Origin of the sequence: Candidatus Methylacidithermus pantelleriae (assembly GCF_905250085.1) — a bacterium.
In the GTDB taxonomy this organism is placed as follows: domain Bacteria; phylum Verrucomicrobiota; class Verrucomicrobiia; order Methylacidiphilales; family Methylacidiphilaceae; genus Methylacidithermus; species Methylacidithermus pantelleriae.
This window is the reverse complement of the sequence record NZ_CAJNOB010000056.1, coordinates 53,641-77,415: the sequence shown is the minus strand read 5'-3', so window position 1 is coordinate 77,415 and position 23,775 is coordinate 53,641. Positions and strand designations below refer to the sequence as shown.

Below are 23,775 nucleotides of genomic sequence, written 5' to 3'. Positions count from 1 at the left end.
CCTAGGCTAGCTTAGGATCTGGCAAAGTTCCAGCGTGGCTCTTTCCAAGAGAACCCTGGGCAGATCCTGGGTCACAAGTTCTCGCAAAAGCCACTCCACCCGTTCCACAGCGCGCACCCACCTCTGGATGGGCAATCGCTGGCTGCGGGTAGCGATCCGACCTAGCCTCCACGGGCTAGGAAGCTCTCCAGACTTCGAGCGGACCAGAAGCGCTCGCGCAGACGGGTCTACCTCTGCAAGGACGGTGGAACCTCGGCGAACCAGCCGCAAAAGACCGGCTTCCCGTAGGCAAGCCGTCCGGGCAGCTAGGCGAATTTGTGCCGCAAGAAGGCTCGCCAATCCAATCTCCGATTCCCCCAAGGCAAGGAGTCGCTGCAGCGAATCCCAAGCCTCATCCAGCTTACCGGCAAGCACAGCGTCACAATACCCCCAGAGATCCCCTCCGCGGGAAACCGGCACAAGTGTTGCGGCAAACGTTCGTGTTAACCGCCGGTCCCCTGAAGGATAGACCGCCAGTTTCGCTAGTTCCTGCTCCAAAAGACCCCGGTCCCCTCCCGTAGCCCAAAACAGCCATTCCGACACACCCGGCTCGGGTTCCCAACCAAGCTTTTGTAGCTGCTCTTCCAGTTGGGCTATTTCGTCGGATTCCTCCTCCGAACCAGGCGATACCCGATCGCAACGGGTGATCATGGCATTGGCCAAAAGGTCTTTGAGTGCTGCGATCCGTCGATCCAGAGCTCGGGCATGAATCACAAGCCGGAAATAGGGAGTCGTTCCTTGCGAAAGGACCTCCAGCAGGTTTTGCCATACACGCAACAAAGCCGGGTTGCGGAAAAAAACGCTCGCCCCTAACAAGTCCACATGCTTCCACCAGACGATTCTCCCTTTTCCAAAAAGGGGAACGGTAACCAAAGCCTCCCATACAGCTTTCAGTTGTTCGAGAGCTTCCTCACCACTCTCCCCATCGCCGTCATAAGCTTCGATCTCTAACTGATGCTGGACGGCCTGCTGAGCAACAAACGCCTTGGATGCCTGGAATGCTGCGTAGGAATCCGTCCCTGTAAAGATGTGAACCCCTTTGGGTGCCGCCACTCCCATTGGTTCCACCTTGTGTTCGATGTGCACCTCGGTCTAATTTTCCGCTAGACTCCATGGAACACCTGTGGGCACCGTGGCGCAAGGCTTATCTAGAACAGGGGCAACCCTTGGATCCGGATCTCTTCTGCCGCATCGCCGCCCAGAGCGATGATGAAAAAAACTATGTGTTACTGCGAGGAAAATCCTGTTTTTGCCTCCTCAATGCCTTTCCCTACAATACGGCGCACTGCCTAATCGTACCCTATCGAAAGGCAAGCCGCTTACAGGAACTTTCCGATGCGGAGATTCTCGAGTCCATTGGCATGATTTGTCATTTAATCGACGCCATTGACGCTACCCTTCATCCGGATGGATACAATGTGGGCCTCAACCTGGGAGCCGCCGCAGGAGCTGGTTTGGAAAGCCACCTACACTGGCACTTGGTGCCGCGGTGGGCCAACGACTCCAATTTCATGACCACCGTTGGGCGAACTCGGGTCCATCCGGATGACCTTCCGGGTGTCTATCACCGGCTCAAAAGCTGGTTGGAATCTGCCGGGCCTTGGACCGGTGCCTACGGAAGTGGGGGTTCTCGAGAAGAAAAAGGCACTTTACAGGACCCGGATAAGACGGCAAGGTAGCAAGCCCATGTCATGCGAGCGCAAACTGCGGATCGGCTTGCCCAAAGGAAGTCTCGAAGAGGCAACCGTGGAACTTCTGGCCAAGGCCGGATTTCGGCTCCGGCGATCCCAACGGGAATACCGTCCCTACATTGATGATCCAGACTTGGAGGCACGGCTCATCCGGGCCCAGGAATTGGCCCGGTACGTGGCTCAAGGATTTCTTGACTGCGGGATTACGGGCAAAGACTGGGTGTTGGAAACAGAAGCCGATGTGGTCGTCATTTGTGACCTTGCCTATAGCAAGGCCTCCAAGCTCCCAGCTCGATGGGTGCTGGCCGTGGCAGAGGATTCCCCGTATCGATCCGTACACGATCTAGCAGGGAAACGCATCGCAACGGAAGCAGTCCAGCTTGTCCGTAAGTACCTACGCACCCATGGCGTAGAGGCTCAGGTGGAATTTTCCTGGGGAGCAACGGAAGTGAAAGTACCGGAACTGGTGGATGCCATCGTGGATTTGACCGAAACGGGGGCGTCTCTGCGAGCCAATAACCTGCGGGTTCTGGATGTCGTCCTGGAAAGCTACCCGCAATGGATCGCCAATCCCGTTTCTTGGAAAGACGAATGGAAAAGGAAAAAAATGGAAGCCATCGCGATTCTCCTGCAAGGGGCTCTCCAGGCAAGGGACAAGGTAGGCCTTAAGATGAATGTACCGCAATCAAATCTTAACGCTATTCTCCAGAGGCTACCGGCCTTGCGCAGACCAACGATCTCGCAGCTTGCAGATCCTCAATGGGTTGCCGTTGAAACGGTTTTGGACGAGGAAATCGTACGGGTTCTCATCCCGGAACTCAAAGAATTGGGCGCCGAAGGGATTATCGAGTATCCGCTCAACAAGGTGATCTACTAGGAAAGCTTCCCATGCTAGCCAACCGGGGAAGAGGACCCTTCTTTGGAGCCAACCACTCCATAGCTTGCGGAAAATGAGTCTATGGCAAGCTCGACCAACGAAAGGAGGAAGGGAGATACCAATCTATGGGTTCGATCAAAAAACGAAGAAAAGCTAAGATGAACAAGCATAAACGCCGCAAGCGGCGGCGAATGCATCGCCATAAGAAACGGTTGCGGTACAAGGCGTAGAAGAAAGCGGGCTCCATGCAGCCTTTGAGGAAGCCGGATCGATCCCATCCTCAAGAAAAAAGGCATACAGGCAGGCGGCTCTTAGGCTCTGAAAAAACAAAAAAGGCTTGCCCAGCAAGTCCAACTCGTTTCATAAAAAGGGGGTTGGTGGTGGGACGAAGACGTTTCCAGGCCTTTCCACAGGCCCGCTTGGGATTCGTTACTCTGGCCATCGTCGCTCTTTTGTGGCCAGCTGAGCCAAGCCTTGCCGCGGGTGTCAAAAAGCATTCCCGACCGGTCGGCCCGCGCCCGCATCCCGAAGGACGACCCTTTCCGGAGTCGTCCCTGCCAAGAGCTACCGCAATCCTCCTGTATGACCCGGTGGACAACCGGGTCCTTTTTGAGCGTAACGCCGACCTCCCCTTGCCCCCCGCAAGCACAACCAAGCTCATGACGGCACTCATCGTTTACGAAAAGACCGGCTTGGCTGGATGGGTCCGGATTCGGCCGGAAGACACCCGGGTCGAACCCTCTCACATTCCCCTGGTTCCGGGAGAAACCGTGAGTGTTCGTGACCTGGTCTGGGCACTTTTGATCGGTTCCGAAAACGATGCAGCTTTGGCTCTGGCCCGCTATACCAGCGGGTCGGTCGCTGCCTTTGTTCAAGAAATGAATCGGAAAGCACGGGAATTGGGATGTACCCATACCCACTTTGTTAATCCTAACGGCCTACCTGCGTCGGGACAGTGGACTACTGCACGAGACCTTCTTCGGATCTTTGAGGCCGTATTGCGAGTGCCGGAACTGCGAACCATTTGTGCCACGCCGGCGTTCCATTTGATCACGGCCAGTGGAGAACACTGGATTAAGAACCACAACAAGCTTCTCGGGAAATACCCCGGGATGGGCCCTGCCAAAACCGGATGGACTCGATCAAGCCTACATACCTTCGCGGCCTGTTGCCGCCGGGATGGCTCGGAGCTGCATCTGGTACTGCTAGCCAGCCCCAATAAATGGCAGGATGCCCGATGGCTCTTTGATCATGGGTTTGCCAAGCTGGGTACCCCTCCGGCTCACCCCTCATCCGGAACCAATTCAACGGGCAGTCTATAAGATAAGAGAAACCCGAAGGTTTAGCTAACTCTTAAGTAAGAGGCTCCTTTAACGCAGGGGGCGGGCTTGCCGATCCGCGGGTTGCAGAAATATGCTATTTTTCTGGTACTCTCCTTTGACCTCCCATGGGGGTAGTACTCCGATACTTCAAACATCGCCCGAGAAGCTTGTTTTTTTGCCTGGTCGCCCTTTCCGGGGCCGTAGCATTGGAACTTGTCTTGCCCCACATAATCGGGGCAAGCCTTAACCAGCTGGCAAAAGGAGCTTCCCCTGACTCCGTCCTTTTTTGCGGGTGGTATGCGGGACTCTGTCTCCTCCTGGCAGCCGCCAGAGAAGGATTACTGGTTTGGGCGGGCATCACGGAGGTACGATGGATAGGGGAGGTCCTCGGAGAACTCCGAAGAGATGTCTTTCGAGCAACTCAGCAACGAGCCCTGGGGTGGAACACACGGTCTGCTTCTACGGCAGACCTCCTTTCGTGCACGATCAGCGATCTTCGGAACGTAGAGGAATTTCTTCGAGGATTCCCGATGGCCGTTTTTGACACATCCCTTTACCTCGTCCTTGCCCTAGCCCTTATTACTTCGGCTAGCCCCACCCTCGGCTTGTTGACTGTAGTGCTTCTCCTGGCAAGCCTTGCCCGGGTCGTGCGGGGATCTCTACGACTGCATCGCCAATGGAAGAGGGTGCACTCCTTCTACGCTTCCCTCGTGGGGATCATGGAGGAGTCGATCACTGCTCTGCGTCTTGTGCGGGCGTTTTCTTTTGAGCGAATCCAAAGGCGGCGGCTTCTCGCCCAGCAAAAAGAGTACCTGCGAGAACTCTTCTCGGGGGTTTGGCTCTGGGCCACCCGCCTTCCGACCGCTCATGTTCTTTTTGCGCTCGCCTTTCCCGGAGTCCTCTGGATGGGAGGACGTCTTACCCTTCAAGGGACGCTTCCGGTCGGGGATCTGGCGAAAATCCTCATTTATTTAGTTTCCATTGCTCATCGAGTCTGCGGGTTGACTCACCTCTCCAACCTTTGGGAAGCGGCACACGCGTCAGCCTCAAGGATCGAGGAGCTTCTTTGCGGGGTGCAACCTCTAGCTTCTGGCAAGCGAGTCCCGGGCCGGCGGCCGGCGGCCCTGGTCTTCGATCGGGTCGGGCTCACAAGAAACCACGCCCACATTCTTAGGGATATTAGCCTTACGTTAACGCCGGGAACTTTTGTGGTGATTACCGGGCCCACCGGCTCGGGAAAAACAGCTCTGCTTACGCTTTTGCCCAGGTTTCACGATCCAACGACCGGACGCATCCTCTGGGGCGATGTCGACCTTCGGGAATTCTCTCTTTCCTGCCTCCGCCGATCCGTCACCTACGTCTTTCCGGAACCGTTCCTTTTCCACGGGACGATCCAGGAAAACCTTACCTTCGGGCTTCCCCATGCGAGCCGAAAAAGGATCGAGGAAGCCGCCCGAATTGCCTGCGCGGACGAATTTATCGAAAACCTTCCCAATGGTTACCAAACCGTCATTGGGGAGCGGGGAATCCGTTTGAGCGGAGGCCAGAAACAGCGCCTGGCTTTGGCCCGTGCCCTTCTTCTGCAACCGATGGTTCTTATTCTTGACGGGGCTACCACGAACCTCGATCCCGAAACGGAGGCGAGGATCTGGAAACGCCTTGTCAGCCTCGATCCCATGCCGATGATCCTATGGGTCACCCACCGGCCTTTCTTACTCCAGAAAGCCGACTGGATCATTGTACTGGAAAACGGGACAATCGCCCAGGAGGGAACCCACCAAAAGCTTCTCGCCCAGCCCGGTCCGTACCGGGAGATAACGAGCCCCACCCTCTTACCGGCTGGCCTGCTTGTGGCATGATCTCCGCATGGGCTTTGCCTCAACCTCGGCAAAAACGTGTCCAGTCCTTGCAGAGACTGGCCCGGCTCCTTTCCCTTTTGCGACCCTATTGGAAACTTTCTTTTCTAGCGGGCCTCTGTAGTCTCGGCCAGGGAATCTGCGCCTTTCTTTTCCCCATCTGCGTAGAAAAAGGCGTCGATCAGTGGATCGGTCAAAACCGAGCCGGTTGCCCTTCCCTTCAGGCTTTTGGACCCATCCTCGTTCTTTCTGTGGGAAGCCTTTTTGGTTTTTCATTCTTTCGGGCGGGAGAAATGGCAAGCGGTGTCCGGGCCGGCCAGAGAGCGATTGCCCGGCTCCGACAACGCCTCTTTTCTCGCGTGCTGGGGTTGCCTCTGGAGTTTTTCGAGTCTCTGCCGACGGGAAGCTTGGTGGCTCGGCTTTCTTGCGAGCTAGACCGGATCGAACCCTTCCTATCCTGGGGAATAGGAAAAGCCATGGCAAGCGTAACGCTTCTTGTATGGGTGGGGTTGATAATGGCATGGCGAGATCTTCGCCTTCTTGGACTCCTTGGTCTTTTTCTAGGGGCTGCCATCGGTATGAGCATCCTTCTGCCTCGAAAAAGCCTCCTGGCTCAAGAACAACTGGCCGCAGAATCTTCCAAGCTTGCGGCAGGATTCGCAGAAGCGATTCGTTTGGCTCCCCTTGTCCAGGCGTTGGCTGGAGAAAATCGCAGTCTTCTTCGGCTTGAAAAGCAACACGCGCGCTGGGTTCGGCAAGCCGTGAGGTCCCGGTGCCTTCAGCAGACCTATCTTTTCGGCTTAGGGATTCTTGCAGGGATGGCCCATGCCACCCTTTTGGGATACGGAGCCTATCTGGTTTGGCGAAACAAACTGACGATTGGAGAACTCACGGCCCTCCTTTTGTATCTCGGTATCCTTGTCGGGCCAATCCGATCTCTAGGCGAGTTGTCTTTTTCCCTTCTGGCCGCCTTGATCCATGCGGAACGCGCCTGGCAACTCTTGCAACCGGTCCACGGGCAAAGGCGGTCGCCTGCCAGGCGTTCCACGTTGCCCATCCGAGGAGAGATTATTTTTCAAGATGTCTTTTTTCGCTACCCTTCCACCCCCGAACACACTTGGGTCCTCCAAGGAATCTCTGCTCACATTGAACCAGGGAAAAGAGTGGCCCTGGTAGGCCCCACCGGCTCGGGAAAAAGCACGCTTGCCGCACTCCTTCTGGGATTCTATGAACCGCAACGAGGCCGGATCGAGATCGACGGGGAAGACTTGCGAAGCTGGCGAATCCAGCAACTGCGAAAAAAGATGGTTTGGATTCCCCAAGAATCGTTTGTCTTTAGTGGCACCGTTCTCGATAACCTCCGGTGGGTCAAGCCAAGAGCTTCTCTCAAGGAAGTCCAACGCGCAGCCAAGGAATTGGGGGTTGAAGAATGGTTCGAAGAATTGCCCTGCGGGTATCTCACGGAGGTGGGCCCGGCCGGGTCAGCCCTTACCAGTGGTCAGAAAGAGATTTTAGCTCTGCTTTGGGCGTTTTTAGCCAACCCCAAGATACTGATCCTCGATGAGGCAACCGCTTCACTGGATTCGCGAACAGAAGAAATGGTTCAAAGAGCCTTCCAAAAGCTCTCCCTTGGGAAGACGACACTCATAGTCTCCCACCGATTGTCGTCGGTAAACTGGGTGGACGAAATCTGGGTGTTAGAGCGGGGGCTATTGGTGGAAAAAGGAACCCACAAGGAGTTAGTCCAGCGGGAAGGACGATATCGCTCCCTGTACGAGAGTTTTTGTGGCAGGGGGAAATAACCCGAAAAGCGCTCGTTTTTGTTTTGGAAAAACCAAAAAGCCATTTTTTTGGGAATGCCCCTCTCACAAGGGCCATCGCTCAAGTAACCGTTGGGTACCTCCAATCTTCACCCCCATTCAGGCCTCTTGTGTGTGACCGTAGGGTAGGGTTTCCTTCTGCCTCATCGATCCAGCGTTTGGAGAGCAGGACACCAAAGAGGGATTGTGGCCTTTTCTTCCCGAGGGATCGCACGCCAACGTTATCTGGCTCTTGATCTACAAAGCCATTCGGGCAAAAAAGAAAGTCCCATGGCAACATATTGGGCCGTCATCCTCCTCGGAGTCCTTGAGGGACTGACCGAGTTCCTCCCGGTGTCGAGCACGGCTCACCTGCTCATCGCCGAGCACTGGCTGGGCCAGCACTCCGAAGCTTTTAATATCATCATCCAACTGGGCGCCGTTTTGGCGGTGGTCCTTGTTTACCGAAAGGAAATTCCTCTCCTCTTTACTCAATCCAGCTCTCGGCGGGGGCTGGCCTATCTCGGGAAAATTGGAGTAGCTTTCCTTGCTACAAGCGTCTTGGGGCTCCTCGTTAAGAAAATGGGTTGGAAATTGCCCACAGAACTCTGGCCCATCATCCTTGCCCTCCTTGCAGGCAGCCTGGCGATCCTTCTTGTGGAGCACCGTTTTCAGCGAAACCCTGTTCACGAAGATGGTATCGGCTGGACAACCGCTCTATGGGTGGGAATCGCTCAAGTTTTCGCAGGAATCTTTCCAGGGCTTTCACGCTCGGCGGCAACCATTCTTACAGCCGTGTATTTCGGGGTAACTCGCCTAGAAGCGACCGAATTTTCCTTTCTTTTGGGGATCCCTACCATGGCTGCGGCGAGTCTTTACTCCTTGGACTCAGAAACCCACTTTTTCCACCGTGCTCCGGCCGAGTCTTGGGCTTGCTTAGCCCTTGGATTTTTCGTTTCGGCTCTCGTCGGATTTGTCAGTGTCAAATGGCTCCTCTCGTATGTTCGATCGCGCTCTTTTGTTCCTTTTGCATGGTACCGAATCGCTCTTGCTTTGGTTCTTTTGCTAGTCCTCCGGGGTTAGGAGACCTGGTGGACAGCTACAAAGGCAACCTGATCCTCGCCCTGGGTAAAGCCAGGACGTAGCTTCACAATCGCTTCCCTTAGGCCTTACGGGTCCGCCGACATAACAGCTTTCGGACCAGATCTGTCGTGACCATTGTGAACGGGAAAAGGTACACTGCCAAAGCCTAGCTCAAAGCTCCTCACCTTTGCCGTTTCAACAATGGCGGAACACGAGCTGTCTCCCATGGGACCCCGGAGAATCCATCGACACTAGTAGTACCATACCCAGTGACCAGGAACCCATACCCAATCACCCCATCGAGGCCGGTACCTCCAGTGTCCAGGTACCCAAACACGCCGCGCATACCGGGGATAGGGGGGAGGAGAATAGTAGTACGTCGCACAACCACTTTGACTGAGTGCGGCCAGAGCTAGAAGTCCCAAAAGGAAAATGCGACGAAAGAAAAGTCCCACATTTACCATAGTTCCCTCCAGAGAGTGGCTTGGTGGTGTCTTATCTAGCTGCTCCAAGTTGATCAATCCTCTACGAATCCGCTCGGGGTTCCGGCACAGCACTTCCCTTTTCCTCTTGATCCGTTACGCACGATCATAGAAAAAACTCTTTCCGGCATCTGCCCGTTACCGACCGGATTTACGAATCGTACAAGCTAGCATGCCCGCCGCCCACTTCCCGCTTCCTCCGGGGCTTTGTGGTGGAGGCAGTAGGCCTTGCATCCCGTCCGCCGCCGTTATGCTCTCCGGTCCACCCCGACTCCAGTAGCCAGAAGTGCCACAAGATTGTGTACCGCGTTGCTGCTTCGGTCCAGAACAAGCCCAGAGGCTTTCCTCCACCACCCCGGCCCCCGGTTCCGCTGGATACGGTTCACGTTCACAGTCTGGGCAACCATGATCCGGCTGGCGGGGACGATCTCACCGGTTCACTTGTCCAGAGCATCCCGACGGATCCGCCCGATGCAGGTATAGGGCTGGCGAGCCCGTCCTAGGTCTTTTCCCGGTTCCTGCTACCTGACTTCCCCTGCGCCAGCACCCGTTCCGGCCGGAAAAGCTTCTGGAGCGGCTTCCTCCAGCATCCACCCGTTTGACCCCTGCTCTCCTCTCAAAAGCCCCGCCAGGTGCCGCAACCCGGCATCAACCCTAACCCAAGCTTCGGAAAAACCTGGGTAAGTCCAGTTTGCTTTCCCTTTCAGAGGAAAAGCTCGTTACCCACCGTCCACCCATCCGGTTTACCGTAGCCCGGAATAGACCGATCATCCCTGGTCGGATCCGCTGCCAGAGCACCGTCGCCGGCTCGTACGTCCTCACCCAGCCGATCCTGGCCAGCACAACGCGGCTTTGATCCTCTGTCCGGACCGGACGGGCGATGAACCCCAACGAGGCCTGGTCTCGACCCCTCCGATTCAAGCATGGGAGGTCTACCCGCACACCCGGCGGCCGCTACGCTTCCCCTTTTTGGCCGCCTGACCCATGGTTTGAGGCCGCCCGCCAGACCCTCAAAGTCCGAACGATTTCGTCCCCTTCGCATTCTCCGGCGACCAGGGAGCAAGGCCCTCTGTAGCCCGGTTCCCCTCGCGGCGAAGCTCGGGCAAGCGTCCAGACCACCTGCACATCCTCCGCCACTTCCAGGCATCCAGACACTCCTTGGCCAAAGCCAGCCTCCAGTGGAAGTCGAAACTCTCGGCCCTCATGCGGGTGTCCAGGGCTCGCTTGAGCGCCAGGCGATGAATCGATCGTAAATCGGAATACCTGGTGAACGAGACTAGCTCTAGCCCCCCAATGACCGTCTTTTCCCCACGCCGCCGCACCGGCTAGCATCCGTAGGGCCGGATGCAGAGGCTCGGCAGGACGTGGATCACGTCCAGCACCCGGTCCTTTTTCACCTTTGCCAGCTTCCTCACGATCAGCCCCCTTCGCGTCGAAGCAAACGCAGCCTCGATGGGCTCCGACCCCAACCGCGCGAGTCTCTCCCCACTCCTCTAACAAGGATGGTCTTCCATACGGGCGATCGCAGTACCAAGATCCCTTCCCTCTAAGGGCGATTGAGACCTCTTCGGTCTTGACCCCTTTCTTAAAGGAAGCCCATGCTGCAAGCCGCGTCACCTGGCGGTGGCGATCGGTGTTGTGATCCTCCAAAGAACCCGGGCATGCAGTACCGCCTCACGCCTTGCTTCTGCCCCGGGCTCGTCAACCCCTATTCGGCCTCATGGGCGTCTCACAGGCAGGCCCCGAGAGCTTCCTACATTCCACCGCTACGGACCAGTCGTAAAGCTCATACCATTCGCTTGGTCCCAGTTCGATCACTCAATCAGGATCTTACAGCCTATTGGCAGCCAGCCTTCCACAAATCAATCCGCAGTTTGGGAGTGCTTTCGGAATAGCCCCCCGCTCCCATCGCTTCTTCCAGAAGAAACCCCAAACGCTCATCCCGAAGTCCAAACCCCCACCGGGAACTGACCCAGCATTTGCCCAACGGGGGCTTGATCCTTCCATACACACTTTTCGACGGTTAGACCGCTGTTCCAGTGAGGGGGCGCATCTGCAGGTAAGACTGCATACGTGTCGCTCCACACCGTTTCCCCCACAGGCCACATCCCTTCTTCCACCAGAGCGGTGCTAAACCTGGGGACAACCACCATTACCCATCGAGCAGCGAATCGCCGGATAAATCCAAAGACATGGTCCCTGCGGGAACCTCGAAATGTCATGGGGATATAATCGCCTTTTTCCATGACATCCCGGTATTCTTTTCGAACTCGAAGCCCGTGATAGATGACGTAAAGTTTGATCCGCCCGTCCTTCGGATTCGATAGGATTTGGGAAAGATGCTCGGTGTTTCCGGCCGCCTCCCGTACCTGCCGCAACAATCGTTTCCGTAGGTCAAAATCCACCCGGCGGCGATTATCGGGATCCACAAAGGAAAGGTCCCATAATTCGCTCCCTTGGTAAAAATCCGGTACCCCTGGTGCAAAAAGTTTCAATGCGGTTTGAGCCAGGGAATGGATCGCGCCGTAATGAGCGACCCGGCGGACAAACGGAAGAAAACTTTTCCAAAACTCCGGGCTCAGCTCAGGGTTGAGAATGTCTGTGGCGAAACCCACGCAAGCCTCCTCGTAAGAAAGGTGAGGGTTGTGCCAGGTAGAAAACGTCTTGGCTTCCCGGCACGCCTTGACCACAAAGCTACTTACCCGTTGCCGGAAAGAGGGAAGCGTTTCTAGATCCCAGGGGAAGGAAGCGACCAGACTCTGGTAGAGGAAATACTCCATATTGGGATCGGGGGCCCAGACACCCCCAATGTCCCGTTTCTTGGGCTCATTGAGTCGTCTCCACTCCCAAACATGGCTTTCCCACTCCTCAGCCAGCTCGGAAAGGACATTCAGCCGGGCGCGAGCATCTTCTCCCCGCTTGGTGTCGTGAGTCGAAGTCGCGTTCAAACTGTAGGGCCATCGCATGGCCCTCTTTTGAAGAAAGGTGTGAAACTCATCGGGTAAAACCCCGAATCGGATCGGGTTGCACCCCACTTCGTTCAACGACAAAAGCCGGTTGTAGATATAAAAGAAACAGTCCTCGAACCCCTTCGCCATCGCTGGGCCTGAAATTTGCTGGAAACGGGCAATGCAATCGGCCAATTCTGCCTTGTCCTCTTCAGGCAAAGGATGAGGCAACTCTAAAAGAAGGAGCTGACGGATAAACCCAAGCTCATTGAGAAGTTCTGGCTGGCTGGCACAAGCTTGGCTAATGGCTTGTTCGATAAAACGCCGATCCTGAGCACTCGGTCCTTCCTGAGTGACATAGGTGCGATAGACAGGAAGGCAGGCGACAACCTCAGCCAACGCCCGTCGCAAGCCATTGAGGGTAACGTCAGGGCCAAACCAGAGTCGAGCACAGAGCCCGTGCACCGCCAGAGCTACCCGGTCGAGATCGCCCGCCAGCTGTTCTTGGACAACAAAGCGCTTTTCTTCTCGGACCAGTTCCTCAGGTTCATCTTCGACGGCAGCAAAATCCCGAAACAGCCGATCCATTCGACCCAGCGAGTTGCGGTCGCAAAAAAGCCCGGTCACCATTCCCAGAAAGTCATACCCGGTGGTCCCTTCCACCGGCCAGTTTTCCGGAAGGGTCTCTTCCACGGCATCGACAATTTTTTCAACCAGAAGATAGGCTTCCGGGACCGAACTGCGCAGCCGATTCAGATAGGCCGTGGGGTCGTACAGGCCGTCAATATGATCGATTCGTAACCCACTAATCCACCCCTTGCGCACCAGCTCGAGAAGGAAACCATGGGTTCGTTCGAAAACTTCCGGATTCTCCGAACGAACGGCAATCAAGTCATTGACCGTAAAGAACCTCCGGTAGTTGATCTCCTCGGTTGCTACCTTCCAGAGGGAGAGTCGGAAGTATTGCTCGCTCAAAAGACGATCCAGGAGCTGGAAGGAGCTAGGATTGGTCACGTCACCGTTGAATGTGCGCAGGGTGGCTTCCAAGGAAGCTCGGATATCCCGGTTGCCGCGAACGAGCTCCCGGAGCATCTGCTTGACAAAGCGGACCTGATCCTTGCGCTCACTCGGGCTTTCCGCACTGGAAAGATTGCGAATCGTATAAAGAACCCCAAGAAACTTCAGGTGATCCAGATGCTGGGCACCCAGACGCTGTCGAATGGCCGGGAGGCAATGACCGAGCACCGTGGCATAACTTTCGATCCGCAAGGGAAACTTAAGCCCATGATAGGCCACATAGAAGGCCCCGTCTTGAAACTGGAGCTGAATTTCCCCGCAGCTAAGTGCCTGGCCGTAGTAGCTGGAAAGAAAGGGGGCTAAAAGCCGCCCCTTAAGACTGGGGTAGGGATGATTCCACTCAATGTCAAAAAAGTGGTAGTACTCCGAAAACGGGCCATTTTCCAAAACGTCGGCTAGCATCGGGTTTTCGATGTGAAAAGCCATGTGATTGGGCACGATATCCTGCAACCACCCCATGGATCGTTTGCATACCTTGGCTAGAAGCTCTTCAAACTGCTCTGGCGTTCCCAGTTCCGGATGGATCGTAGAGGGGTCGACACAATCATATCCGTGGGAGCTCCCCGGGCGAGCTCGGGTCACGGGGGACGCGTAAACGTGGGAAATCCCAAGTTCCTGCAAATAAGGAAGGATCGCCTCCACGCTGCGAAACGAAAACTCTTTGTGGAGCTGGAGGCGGTAGGTGGCCAGAGGAACATTCATTGCTAGGGTCTTCCTCTCCTCCTGGCAACTCGGCCTGGGTCTCTCCCGAACCGGTGCAGCGAAATGTTCTTGCTAGGTCTCTCATAACCAACCCGATCCAAGCGATTCACCTGGGAGTTGCAGCTCCAAGGAAGGCTGCCATTTTTACTTGGCAAGAATCTAGGGTGAGACGATATTCCGGCGATCTACTATGGGCAACAAAGAAAGCCAGAAGAAAAAGGGAAAGCAACCCACGGTAAAAGACCCGGAAAAAGCCGCACCGTCTTCTGGGTCCAAGGAGAACACCAAGGCCCAGAAGAAAGGTGAAGCGGGCAAATCCAAGGAACCCCGGCGGGTGTCGTCCGAGCACAAGGGGGCCCAGAAAGTAAAACCTGCCTCCTCAGAGCAGCCCTCTTGGGAAAAAGAGAAAACTCCTGAAGGGACGGCTCCTGGTGCAACCGATCGCTCCCCGGGCACGGGGAAGGCAAGAGGGAAAGACTGGGAGAGTTTCCTGGCACGGCAGAAAGAGAAGCTCCTTGAGCTTCGGGATCACATCCTAAACCAGATGCAAGGGGTCGCACAGGACACCCTTCGGGTCTCCTCGGAAGGAAGCGGAGCCTCGCCCTTTGGGCTCCACCAGGCGGACGCCGGAAGCGAGGCCTATGATAAGGATTTTGCCCTTACGCTCCTTTCTCAAGAACAGGATGCTTTGTATGAAATTGAGGAGGCCCTCAAACGCATTGAAACTGGCACGTACGGGATTTGTCAGATGTGCGGGAACCCCATTCCGCGGGCTCGCCTAGAGGCAGTACCTTATGCCCGGTTTTGCGTAGGTTGTCAAAGGGAACAGGAACGCGAGTATCGGGCACGGAGGAGGTGGGAATCGGTGCCCCAATTTATGGAATCGGCGGAAGGATGGATGGAAGAAGAGGGAGAAGAGGCGTTGGAGGAAGAAGAGAGGAGAAGGGAAAAGGAGTAAGAAGCCCAGGGATCTGGCCAGATCCTTTGGTTGATTGCCAGCGAGAGGGTTTGTATGGGGAGAAAAACGAAAACAAAAAAAGGAAGAAAGAAAGCACTTCGCCGTGCCCGGATGCCGGCAAAAGGTGCTCGAAAACGGGTGGACATTGACCCGGAAGCCATCTCCTTTCAAAACGTGGAATTTTTGAAAAAGTTCACGACCGAAAGCGGCCGAATTCTTCCGAGACGGGTGACCGGTCTACCCGCCAAGCTTCACCGGAAGTTGGCTCGCGAAATCAAGCGAGCCCGAAACGTGCTTTTGATGAAATAGAACTGGAAAGCTCCGTGTTCGGAGCTAATAAGAAAAAAAAGGAAAGGGCGGTATGGCAGGTCGATGCTGTATTACGGGTGCCACCAGAGCTTGGGGCCGGAGCGTTAGTCGCCGGGGAAAGGCTAAAAAGAAAGGGGGAATCGGGATTCATGTTACCAAGAGGAACCCGAGGTTTTTCTTCCCCAATCTCCGGCGAAAGCGGATTTTCGTTCCGGAACTTGGTCGAGCCGTAACCGTTCGAGTGACGGCTCGTGCACTTAAGACCATGATGAAAAACGGTCCCTACCAGGTGCTTCGGGAAGCAGGTGTACTGCGGTGACGAGCCCACCTGCCCTTCCCAGGGAAACTCGCTCCCGGCCGACCGAGAGGGGCGTGGAAGGGAGCGGGGTGTTGCGGTAGAAACCAACGATAGAGAGGAGAAAAAAAACATGGCCTTTAGTGTTGTCAGCAAAAAGAGCGGCAAGACGTACTATCTCCACGGACGAGATCAAGTTTTGCGGAACGGGCTCAAAGTGCGGCTCTATTACTTCTCAACCAAAGTAGGAGAAGGCGTGCTTGACTCTTTGCCCGATGGCTACGAAGTGGCGGAAAGTGATCGCACGGGCTTGCCCATTCTAAGAAAAAGGAAAGGAGCTCCCTCGTAGGACCGGCGGCGGAGGCGAGCTCTTTTCCGGTTTCTCTAGGGCTGGTCCACAAACGAGACCGGAAGGGTTAACGCTTGAGCTAACCGGGCGAGATACTCTTTCCGGGGAATATCGACGGCCCGCATCTGGCGGGTTACAGGGGTGGCCACCTGGGTATCAAAGAGTTGGAAGCCTCGTCGTTTCAACTGATCCACTACAAAGCATAAGGCGGCCTTGGAGGCGTCGGTTACTCGATGAAACATCGACTCACCAGCAAAAAAACCTCCAATAGCGACCCCGTATAGGCCACCTACCAGTCGCCCGTCCTGCCACACTTCTACGCTGTGCGCGTAACCGTGGCGATGCAGTTCCGTATAGGCTCGAATGAAGCGGGGACTAATCCACGTCTGTTCCCTTCCCGGTGAGGGCTCCGCACAACCCCGGATCACTTCCTCAAACGCTTGGTTGATGGTAAACGCAAACTTCCCTTGACGAAGCTTCTGGGCAAGCCGGCGTGGGACCCGGAACGTTTCCAATTCAAAGATGGCTCGCGGATCGGGACTCCACCATGTAAGGGGCCGGTCTGTCCAAGGGAAAATCCCCGAGCGGTAACCCGCCAGTAGGCGAGGGACCGACAGATCCCCCCCAATGGCTACCAGGCCGTCCGGATCGGCTTTTGAGACGTCCGGAAAGGAAATCCGGAAGGGATTCAAGAGTGCGGTTGCCACGACCCAAAAATTAGAACGGCCTAAGTGGCGGATGCAACAAATAATTCCATTGTTGCTTTAGCATCCTATCCCTTGTCGGGAAGTCCTAAAAGCTTCCTTCGGACCAGATCCAAAGCTTCCTGCGTTAGGAGAAATTTAAAGGAAGGCCGGTCTCCCACCTCATGAAAGCAAGCAAAACTTCGTTTTTGACCAGGCCATGCCAGTCCGATCCATGCTGTGCCAGCAGGAGGCCCACCGGGCGAGGCACCCGGTCCTGCAACCCCTGTAATCCCCACCGCTACATCCGCTCCGGAACGCTCTAGCGCCCCATAAGCCATCGCTTCTGCCGTAGGACCGCTCACTTCCCCCCATCTCTCCAGTACTTCTTGCGGAACCCCAAGCTCTTGGACCTTGGCGACGGCGCCATAGGTGACCCAGCCAAAGGTAAAAACGAGCGAGCTTCCAGGCACATTGGTCAACCGATGTGCCAATAGCCCTCCCGTGCAGGATTCCGCTACGGCAAGTTTCTTTCCCAACGAACGGGCCGCGTGGATCACCACCTCCTCGAGACTTTCGCCGTCCTCGGAGAAAATCCAATCCCCAAGCCTTTCCCGAATCACCTCAATCGCCTCCTCCCATTCCCGAAAATCCGAAGAGACCACACGCAACTCGACCTCCCCGAGATGCTCGTAGTATCCGATTTCCACGGAACGGAACTTTCGTAAAAGCGAACCGATTCGATCCTCGATCCGAGATTCGCCCAATCCAAACGTCCGAAACCTATGTTCAAAGAGAGACCGAACACCCAGCTTTTCTTTGAGCCAGGGCACGACATGGTCGCGCCACATGGGTTGGAGTTCTCTTGGAGGGCCCGGAAGAAGAACAATGGACTTGCCCTCCTTTTCTACAATCATCCCCCACGCCGTTCCAAAAGGGTTCGGCAAAAGCTTGGCTCCGCGAAGGACCCAAGCCTGGGCCCTCGCAGCCCATTCCGTCCCTCGCAAACCCTGAGACTCATAGGTCCGGCAGACCTCGGCTTCAAGTTCTGGACGGAATTCTAACTCCACACCAATCGCTTCCGCGGCCGCCCTTCGAGTAACATCATCAGAGGTCGGGCCCAACCCGCCCGTGACCACGAGAAGCTCGCATCGAATCCAAGCCTCTCGCAGCACCTCTGACAGCCCTTCCCCATCCGGAACCGTAACCTGCCGAGCAATCCGCAAGCCGAGCGCAAAAAGCTCTCGACCCAAAAAGGCTAAGTGATGATTGAGCACACGCCCCGAAAGAAGCTCATTGCCGGTGTTGACGACCTCAACGCGCATCGATCGAGAAACAGTTCTGCCTTTCCCCGCAATCGGAGACAACAGCTCGAGTTCCAGAGCTTGCGAAACCTCTTTCTACCCCTTTTCCTGGCCGCGCTTTCCTTTAGCCCCCTTCTTGGGGGGAGCGTACTCCGGTCCAAGAACCACCTTGATACAGGTCTTTTCCCCCAAGGCTCCGCAACAGTGTTTAAACTTCTTGGTTGGATCCAGCGGGCACGGATCGTTTCGCCCCATCTTCGGCCCAGCTCGCCGTATCGGAAGGACTACCTCCGGGATTTCTTCCCCGTCCCCTTGCGGCTCGTGGAGCTGCCCAGGAGCCTCCAAAACCGGGGTCTCTAAACCCAACTGGCGAACGTCCTCCTTAACCAGTTTCTGGGGCAAAGCGGCCAAAAACTGCTCAAAGGCAAGAAGGCTCGAGGCCGACCGGAAAAGATTGTGCACAATCTCCCGCTTCAGCTGTCCCATAAGCTCCTGGAACATCGCAAAGGCTTCCTGCTTATATTCCACCAGTGGATCCCTCTGTCCATAGGCCCGCAAACCGATCCCCCCGCGAAGACCGTCCATCGCATACAAGTGCTCCTGCCACAGGCGATCGATTGCCGAAAGAACGATGTACCGTTCCATCTCTTTCACTTCGCCCGGATCCTCGAATTTGATCTTCAGCTCATACGCCTCGCGGATTCTCCGCAGACATTCTTCGGCAGAACGGTCCGCATTTTCCGCCCAGGGAAAATCGCCCGGCTTTACAGCCAGCGGAAAGTGCAGATTCACCCAGGAAAGAAACCCCTCTACATCCGGCTCCTCGCTCTCCAGCCGTTTTGTCGCTTCCTCCCGCACCACCTCTTCCACGACCTCAAAGATTTCCTCCCGGGGATTGTCCGAATGGAGCACCTCGTTCCGATAGGAATACACCACCTGCCGCTGCAAGTTGAGCACATCGTCATATTGCAGCGTGTGTTTTCGAATCATGTAATTCCGCTGCTCGACGCGCTTTTGCGCCGTCTCCACCGCCTTGGTTAACCAGGGATGCTCTAGCTCCTCGTCCTCCTTCATTCCCAGCCGCGTTAAAAGGGAGGCAATTTTTCGCGAATCCCCAAAGTTACGCATGAGATCATCTTCGAGGGAGATGAAGAATTTTGAGACCCCCGGATCTCCCTGGCGTGCGCAGCGTCCTCGTAGCTGGTAATCGATCCTGCGGGCTTCATGCCGCTCCGTCCCAAGAACAAAAAGCCCACCCAGCTCCGCCACCCCGGGACCTAGCTTAATATCCGTACCCCGGCCAGCCATGTTGGTGGCAATAGTCACGGCTCCCCGCTGGCCGGCTCGAGCAATGATCTCAGCCTCCTGCTGGTGATACTTTGCGTTGAGCACGCTATGCGGGATCCCCTCTCGTTTCAGCATGCGAGACAAAAGTTCGGAAGCTTCCACGGAAATCGTCCCCACCAGTACCGGCTGGCCCCGGGAATAGAGCTCCTTAATCTTTTGGACGATGGCGTTGTACTTGGCTCTCCGTGTTTTAAAGATCGAGTCATCCAGATCCGTCCTGCGAACCGGCTTGTTCGTAGGAATAGTGACCACATCCAGCTTGTAGATGTCGTGAAACTCGTTGGCTTCGGTAGCCGCAGTGCCCGTCATTCCCGCAAGTTTCTCATACAAGCGGAAGTAGTTCTGAATGGTAACCGTCGCCAGCGTCTGCGTTTCACGATCAATCTGAACCCCTTCCTTGGCCTCAACGGCCTGGTGTAATCCATCGCTCCACCGTCTTCCCGGCATGAGCCGGCCGGTGAACTCGTCGACAATGATCACCTTGTTATCCTGAACCACATAGTGAACATCCTTCTCAAAGAGGCAGTAAGCTTTCAAAAGCTGGCTAATCGCATGAATCCTCTCCGTCACCTCGTCGTACCGACGCTGGACCTCCTTGCGCCGCTTCTCCTTTTGTTCCGGCGAAAGATTGGTGTCCGAATCGATGTCGTGAAAAGCCACTACGAGATCCGGAGGCACAAAAGAGTCAGGATCGCCCGGGCTTAAGAAACGCCGGCCCCGTTCGGTCAAATCCGCTTCGTTATTCTTTTCGTCGATGGCAAACAGAAGCTCCTCTTTGAGCTGAAAAAGCTCAATCCGGCGGCTGTCCTGATAGAGCGCCAGTTCCGCATCCTCCATCATCCGGCGGACCTCCCCGTCTTCCAACATCCGCAAAAGCTGGCGATTCCTGGGCATGGCAAGCTTGATCTTAAATAGGAGCCGCCCAATCTCCTCCCGGGGACCCCCCTCGCTCAAAAGCTTTTGAGCCCGTTCCGCCAACCGGGCACACTCGATCGCTTGCTCTCGAACCAGCCGCGCGACCGGCTCCTTGTATCGCTGGTATTGCTCAGAAGAAGCAACCGTTGCCGGTCCTGAAATAATGAGGGGAGTACGAGCCTCATCGATGAGAATGCTGTCCACCTCATCGACAATCGCGTAATAATGGCCTCGCTGGACCTGCTCCTCCGCTCGAATCGCGACACTATTGTCTCGAAGATAGTCAAACCCAAACTCACTATTGGTTCCGTAGCAGACATCGCAAAGATATTGCTGGCGCCGTTCTTCCGGAGTCTGCCCCTGCTGCAAACACCCCACGCTCATGCCCAGGAAACGGTAAATCTCCCCCATCCACTCGCTATCCCGAGCCGCCAGGTAGTCGTTTACCGTTACAATGTGCACCCCTCGGCCCGTAAGAGCATTGAGATAGGCCGGCATAACGGCCACCAGGGTCTTTCCTTCCCCGGTCGCCATTTCCGCAATCTTGCCCATGTGAAGGACGATTGCCCCCAAGAGCTGAACGTCGAAGGGAACCATATCCCATACAAGATCGTGGCCCCGGACACGGATCAGTTTTCTGTTCTGGGTAAACCGCCAGCACACGTTTTTCACCGCGGCAAAGGCCTCCGGAAGAAGATCGTCCAAGCTCTGGCCCGACTGCAGTCGCGCGCGAAATTCGTCGGTCTTTGCTGCTAGTTCCTTGTCGGAAAGTTTTCGATAGGATAGCTCCCACTGGTTAATCTTTTCGACAATAGGCCAGAGCCTGCGGAGTTCCCGCTCGTTCTTTGAGCCGACAAGCTTGGTTAAGACCCACTGTAGCATGGCACCCATACTCTACGGGTTGTGGGAAACCGGTGCAACGATCCCGCAAAGAAATGCAAAGTTTGTTCCCTCCCTTCTTTAGGCAAAGCTATGCTCGCAAGCAAATTCTTCCCTTTCCGGCCCCTTGGGGGAGTTGGGCGCCCATGAGTACGGCGTTGACCCAAGCGACCCCCGGATGACGTTCTGCCGAGAAAACCTTTTCCGCTCCACCCAACACAACTCGCTCTAGCAGCCTCTAAAAGGCTTTTTGTGAAGTAAGACGAACGAGTCTACACTTTCTTACGAGCATTTCCTTACTGCCCTTCTTCTTTTCACCGGAGGTAGAGCGTCACGGTGGCTTTTTGCTCCAAGAGAATCCCGTTTCCTTCCCGAACAGCAACAATCGAAAGGCTAAGCGGATCCCCTCGCCCCAACCGGGTCCAATAGACCGGTAGGGAGCGCAAGTCAGTAACCGGAGTCCCCTCGACGGCCACGATCACCATCCCCGCCTCTAACCCAGCCCGCGCGGCAGGCCCACCCGGTTCTACTTCCGAAAGCAATAGCCCCGAGCTTGTAGGCAAATGAAGGGAAAAAGCGAGTTCCGGGGTGACATCCTGCAGCTGGGCTCCGATTCGCTCCTCAAACCTTCGTACCAGCGCCTGCCAATCCGGAGGTGTGCGGCCACGAGCGACCTCGCTGAGCCAGGCCACAACCTGGCGACCGGGAATGGCAAAACCAATCCCTTCAATCGCGTTGCCGGCAAACTTGGCCGTCGCAATGCCCACAAAAGCACCCTGGATATCTACGATCGGACCCCCGCTATTGCCCGGATTGATCGCAGCATCCGTTTGGAGAAGCCCCCGGACAAGTCCCTGCTCCGTCTGGATGGTACGATTGTGAGCGCTTAGAATACCCCGGCTGACACTGTTTTCATAGCCGACAGGATTCCCGAGCACGATAACCGTTTGCCCGAGGTAATTGGGAGAAAGGCGCCTGACATCGAGAAAGGGAAAAGGCTTGGGGGCCGGAATCTCCACCAGAGCTAAGTCGGCTTCCGGATCCGAAAGGAGAACTTGGCCGAGGGAAACAACTCCGTTGGAGAGAGTAACCCTGACCTGCCCGCGCAGCGCTCGCTCCACCACATGGGCGCAGGTGAGAATCCGGCCATGGGAATCGATCAAAACCCCCGATCCTAGGCTTCGCACGCGTTGGGGTACGTAAAAACGCCCAAAGAAAAGCTCAAAAGGATCTTGAACCGGGGCATGAACCACTTTTTCGCTGCTGAGGTTAACAACCGCCGGAAGAACCTTTTGGACGACTTGGACGACCGGTTCCTCTTGCGGGCTGACCGCAAAGAGAAAGGCTTTCGTTCCACCGGGACTCAGCGAAAGCCCCAGGCAGAAGGAAACAAGCCCCGCAAGCCAAAAAACCTTGAGGGTGTTTTTCCCCAAAACTCGCCCGGCTGACCCTATCCCCATTTTGTTCCTGGCCTCGCCGCTTTTTTCCTACCAAACTTCTTTCCATGAAAAACCACATCAAGCTTTTTATTCCAGGTCCGGTCGAGGTCTCCCCATCGACGCTCCAGGCCTTTGCTTCCCCCATGATCGGACATCGAAGCCCCGAATTCCAATCCCTCTATCGCGAGGTGCAAACCGGGCTTCAAAAACTTTTCCAGACCCAAGGCCCGGTGTTTGTTTCCACCTCCTCGGCCTGGGGTGTCATGGAGGCAGCCATCCGCAACCTGGTGGCACGGCGGGTTCTTTGCTGCGCCAACGGGGCTTTTTCCGATAAATGGTACGACGTAGCCCTTCGCTGCGGCAAAGAAGCCGAAAAGCTTTCGGTACCCTGGGGAAAACCCATTACCCCGGAACAGATCGAACCCTATCTACAAACAGGCCGGTTCGACGCCCTTACCCTCGTTCACAACGAAACTTCTACCGGGCTCATGAACCCGTTGGAAGAAATCGCCCAACTCCTCAAGCACTATCCAGAGGTAAGTTTCCTGGTCGATTGCGTTTCTTCCTTTAGTGCCGTTCCCACGCCCTTTGAGCAACTGGGCGCCGATGTCCTTTTGACCGGCTCCCAAAAGGCTCTGGCGCTACCCCCCGGTATTTCCCTCTTTGCTGTGTCCGAACGAGCCCTGCAAAAGGCCCGCAGCATCCCGGCTCGAGGCTTTTACTTCGATTTCCTTGAGTTCGAGGCCAACCACCGGAAAAGCATGACCCCTTCAACCCCCTCGATCAGTCACTTCTTTGCCCTCCGGCACAAGCTGGCCGAGATCTTTCAGGAAGGCTTGGAAGCGCGCTACGAGCGACACCGGCGCAATGCGGAACTGGTGCGCCACTGGGCGCTGTCACGAGGTTTTGAGTTATTTCCCGCCCGTGGTTTTGAATCGGTAACCCTTACCTGCATCCGAAACACTCGAGGGATTGATGTGGGCGCGTGGATCGCGCGCCTACGGGAACGCTTTGGCTGTGTCATTGACGGGGGGTACGGCAAGATCCGGGGGATGACCTTTCGGATCTCCCACATGGGGGACGAAACCCCTCAAACCATCCAGAACCTCTTGGAGGGGCTGGATAGAGCGCTGGACGAACTAGGGGGATAAAGCTCCGAAAACGGCGGTTCCACAGAGCGGGAAGAAGGGAAGCAGAGAAAAAAATTTCATGGCCGTGTAAGAAAAGCGAAAGGAGTGCCTTCAAACACAAGGAGTTCCGGATAAGAGAGCGCCAGAGAAGATTTTTGCTTTTGACCATTGACAACGCCTCGGCACAGGTGTAGGCATTTACCAGTGTTAGAAGATTGGCGCATTGCCAGGAGCAATGTGCCGGGGTCGCGGGGTTGGCTGCCCTCCTTGCGACGGGGTCTTCTGGTCAAC

The 23,775-nt window shown here is 55.9% G+C and carries 20 protein-coding genes; 11 read left to right on the top strand and 9 right to left on the bottom strand.

Annotated elements, in window-relative coordinates:
• Positions 1 to 6: 6 nt before the first annotated feature.
• Complete coding sequence (gene holA, locus KK925_RS09595; protein ID WP_214096470.1) at positions 7 to 1,098, bottom strand: DNA polymerase III subunit delta; 1,092 nt, start codon at positions 1,096 to 1,098, stop codon at positions 7 to 9.
• Positions 1,099 to 1,151: 53 nt separating this feature from the next.
• Between holA and KK925_RS09590 the strand changes: the two genes are divergently transcribed.
• From KK925_RS09590 to KK925_RS09565, 6 genes are all read left to right on the top strand, one after another.
• Positions 1,152 to 1,718, top strand: coding sequence for an HIT family protein (locus KK925_RS09590; protein WP_174582446.1), 567 nt, complete (start codon positions 1,152 to 1,154; stop codon positions 1,716 to 1,718).
• A gap of 7 nt (positions 1,719 to 1,725) precedes the next feature.
• A complete protein-coding gene (gene hisG / locus KK925_RS09585) occupies positions 1,726 to 2,607 on the top strand; it encodes an ATP phosphoribosyltransferase (protein WP_174582445.1) in 882 nt (293 codons plus the stop codon).
• Between the two features lie 380 nt (positions 2,608 to 2,987).
• Positions 2,988 to 3,929 (top strand): D-alanyl-D-alanine carboxypeptidase family protein, encoded by a 942-nt coding sequence (locus KK925_RS09580; protein ID WP_236027909.1) that lies wholly within the window; start codon positions 2,988 to 2,990, stop codon positions 3,927 to 3,929.
• A gap of 125 nt (positions 3,930 to 4,054) precedes the next feature.
• A complete protein-coding gene (locus KK925_RS09575; protein ID WP_174582443.1) occupies positions 4,055 to 5,788 on the top strand; it encodes an ABC transporter ATP-binding protein in 1,734 nt (577 codons plus the stop codon).
• Positions 5,789 to 5,835: 47 nt separating this feature from the next.
• Entirely contained in the window at positions 5,836 to 7,587 is a 1,752-nt protein-coding gene (locus KK925_RS09570; RefSeq protein WP_174582442.1) for an ABC transporter ATP-binding protein, read from the top strand.
• Positions 7,588 to 7,875: 288 nt separating this feature from the next.
• Positions 7,876 to 8,667 (top strand): undecaprenyl-diphosphate phosphatase, encoded by a 792-nt coding sequence (locus KK925_RS09565; RefSeq protein ID WP_174582441.1) that lies wholly within the window; start codon positions 7,876 to 7,878, stop codon positions 8,665 to 8,667.
• Positions 8,668 to 8,918: 251 nt separating this feature from the next.
• Here KK925_RS09565 and KK925_RS09560 read toward each other — a convergent pair whose 3' ends face one another.
• From KK925_RS09560 to treY, 4 genes are all read right to left on the bottom strand, one after another.
• Positions 8,919 to 9,131, bottom strand: coding sequence for a YXWGXW repeat-containing protein (locus KK925_RS09560; RefSeq protein WP_174582440.1), 213 nt, complete (start codon positions 9,129 to 9,131; stop codon positions 8,919 to 8,921).
• A 672-nt stretch (positions 9,132 to 9,803) separates the two neighbouring features.
• A complete protein-coding gene (locus KK925_RS09555) occupies positions 9,804 to 10,070 on the bottom strand; it encodes a hypothetical protein (RefSeq protein WP_214096469.1) in 267 nt (88 codons plus the stop codon).
• 33 nt (positions 10,071 to 10,103) lie between these two features.
• Positions 10,104 to 10,799: a hypothetical protein gene (locus KK925_RS09550; RefSeq protein WP_214096468.1), complete on the bottom strand. Its 696-nt coding sequence runs from the start codon at positions 10,797 to 10,799 to the stop codon at positions 10,104 to 10,106.
• Positions 10,800 to 11,086: 287 nt separating this feature from the next.
• Positions 11,087 to 13,876 carry a malto-oligosyltrehalose synthase gene (gene treY / locus KK925_RS09545; RefSeq protein ID WP_174582437.1) on the bottom strand — a complete coding sequence of 930 codons (2,790 nt, stop codon included), beginning with the start codon at positions 13,874 to 13,876 and terminating at the stop codon, positions 11,087 to 11,089.
• A gap of 190 nt (positions 13,877 to 14,066) precedes the next feature.
• Here treY and KK925_RS09540 point away from each other — a divergent pair, with 190 nt between their 5' ends.
• From KK925_RS09540 to KK925_RS09525, 4 genes are all read left to right on the top strand, one after another.
• Positions 14,067 to 14,834 (top strand): TraR/DksA family transcriptional regulator, encoded by a 768-nt coding sequence (locus KK925_RS09540; protein ID WP_174582436.1) that lies wholly within the window; start codon positions 14,067 to 14,069, stop codon positions 14,832 to 14,834.
• 111 nt (positions 14,835 to 14,945) lie between these two features.
• A complete protein-coding gene (gene rpsR, locus KK925_RS09535; protein ID WP_236027908.1) occupies positions 14,946 to 15,143 on the top strand; it encodes a 30S ribosomal protein S18 in 198 nt (65 codons plus the stop codon).
• A 52-nt stretch (positions 15,144 to 15,195) separates the two neighbouring features.
• Entirely contained in the window at positions 15,196 to 15,462 is a 267-nt protein-coding gene (gene rpmB / locus KK925_RS09530; RefSeq protein ID WP_174582434.1) for a 50S ribosomal protein L28, read from the top strand.
• 109 nt (positions 15,463 to 15,571) lie between these two features.
• Complete coding sequence (locus tag KK925_RS09525) at positions 15,572 to 15,787, top strand: hypothetical protein (protein ID WP_174582433.1); 216 nt, start codon at positions 15,572 to 15,574, stop codon at positions 15,785 to 15,787.
• A 35-nt stretch (positions 15,788 to 15,822) separates the two neighbouring features.
• Here the strand turns inward: KK925_RS09525 and aat are convergent, their stop codons facing one another.
• From aat to KK925_RS09505, 4 genes are all read right to left on the bottom strand, one after another.
• On the bottom strand, positions 15,823 to 16,494 hold the full coding sequence (aat, locus tag KK925_RS09520) for a leucyl/phenylalanyl-tRNA--protein transferase (RefSeq protein WP_174582432.1): 672 nt from the start codon (positions 16,492 to 16,494) through the stop codon (positions 15,823 to 15,825).
• A 65-nt stretch (positions 16,495 to 16,559) separates the two neighbouring features.
• Complete coding sequence (locus KK925_RS09515) at positions 16,560 to 17,795, bottom strand: CinA family nicotinamide mononucleotide deamidase-related protein (RefSeq protein ID WP_174582431.1); 1,236 nt, start codon at positions 17,793 to 17,795, stop codon at positions 16,560 to 16,562.
• Between the two features lie 75 nt (positions 17,796 to 17,870).
• Complete coding sequence (gene secA / locus KK925_RS09510; protein WP_174582430.1) at positions 17,871 to 20,918, bottom strand: preprotein translocase subunit SecA; 3,048 nt, start codon at positions 20,916 to 20,918, stop codon at positions 17,871 to 17,873.
• A gap of 311 nt (positions 20,919 to 21,229) precedes the next feature.
• Positions 21,230 to 22,375, bottom strand: coding sequence for a S1C family serine protease (locus tag KK925_RS09505; protein ID WP_174582429.1), 1,146 nt, complete (start codon positions 22,373 to 22,375; stop codon positions 21,230 to 21,232).
• Between the two features lie 44 nt (positions 22,376 to 22,419).
• Here KK925_RS09505 and KK925_RS09500 point away from each other — a divergent pair, with 44 nt between their 5' ends.
• Positions 22,420 to 23,505, top strand: coding sequence for a pyridoxal-phosphate-dependent aminotransferase family protein (locus KK925_RS09500; RefSeq protein ID WP_174582428.1), 1,086 nt, complete (start codon positions 22,420 to 22,422; stop codon positions 23,503 to 23,505).
• Positions 23,506 to 23,775 lie beyond the last annotated feature (270 nt).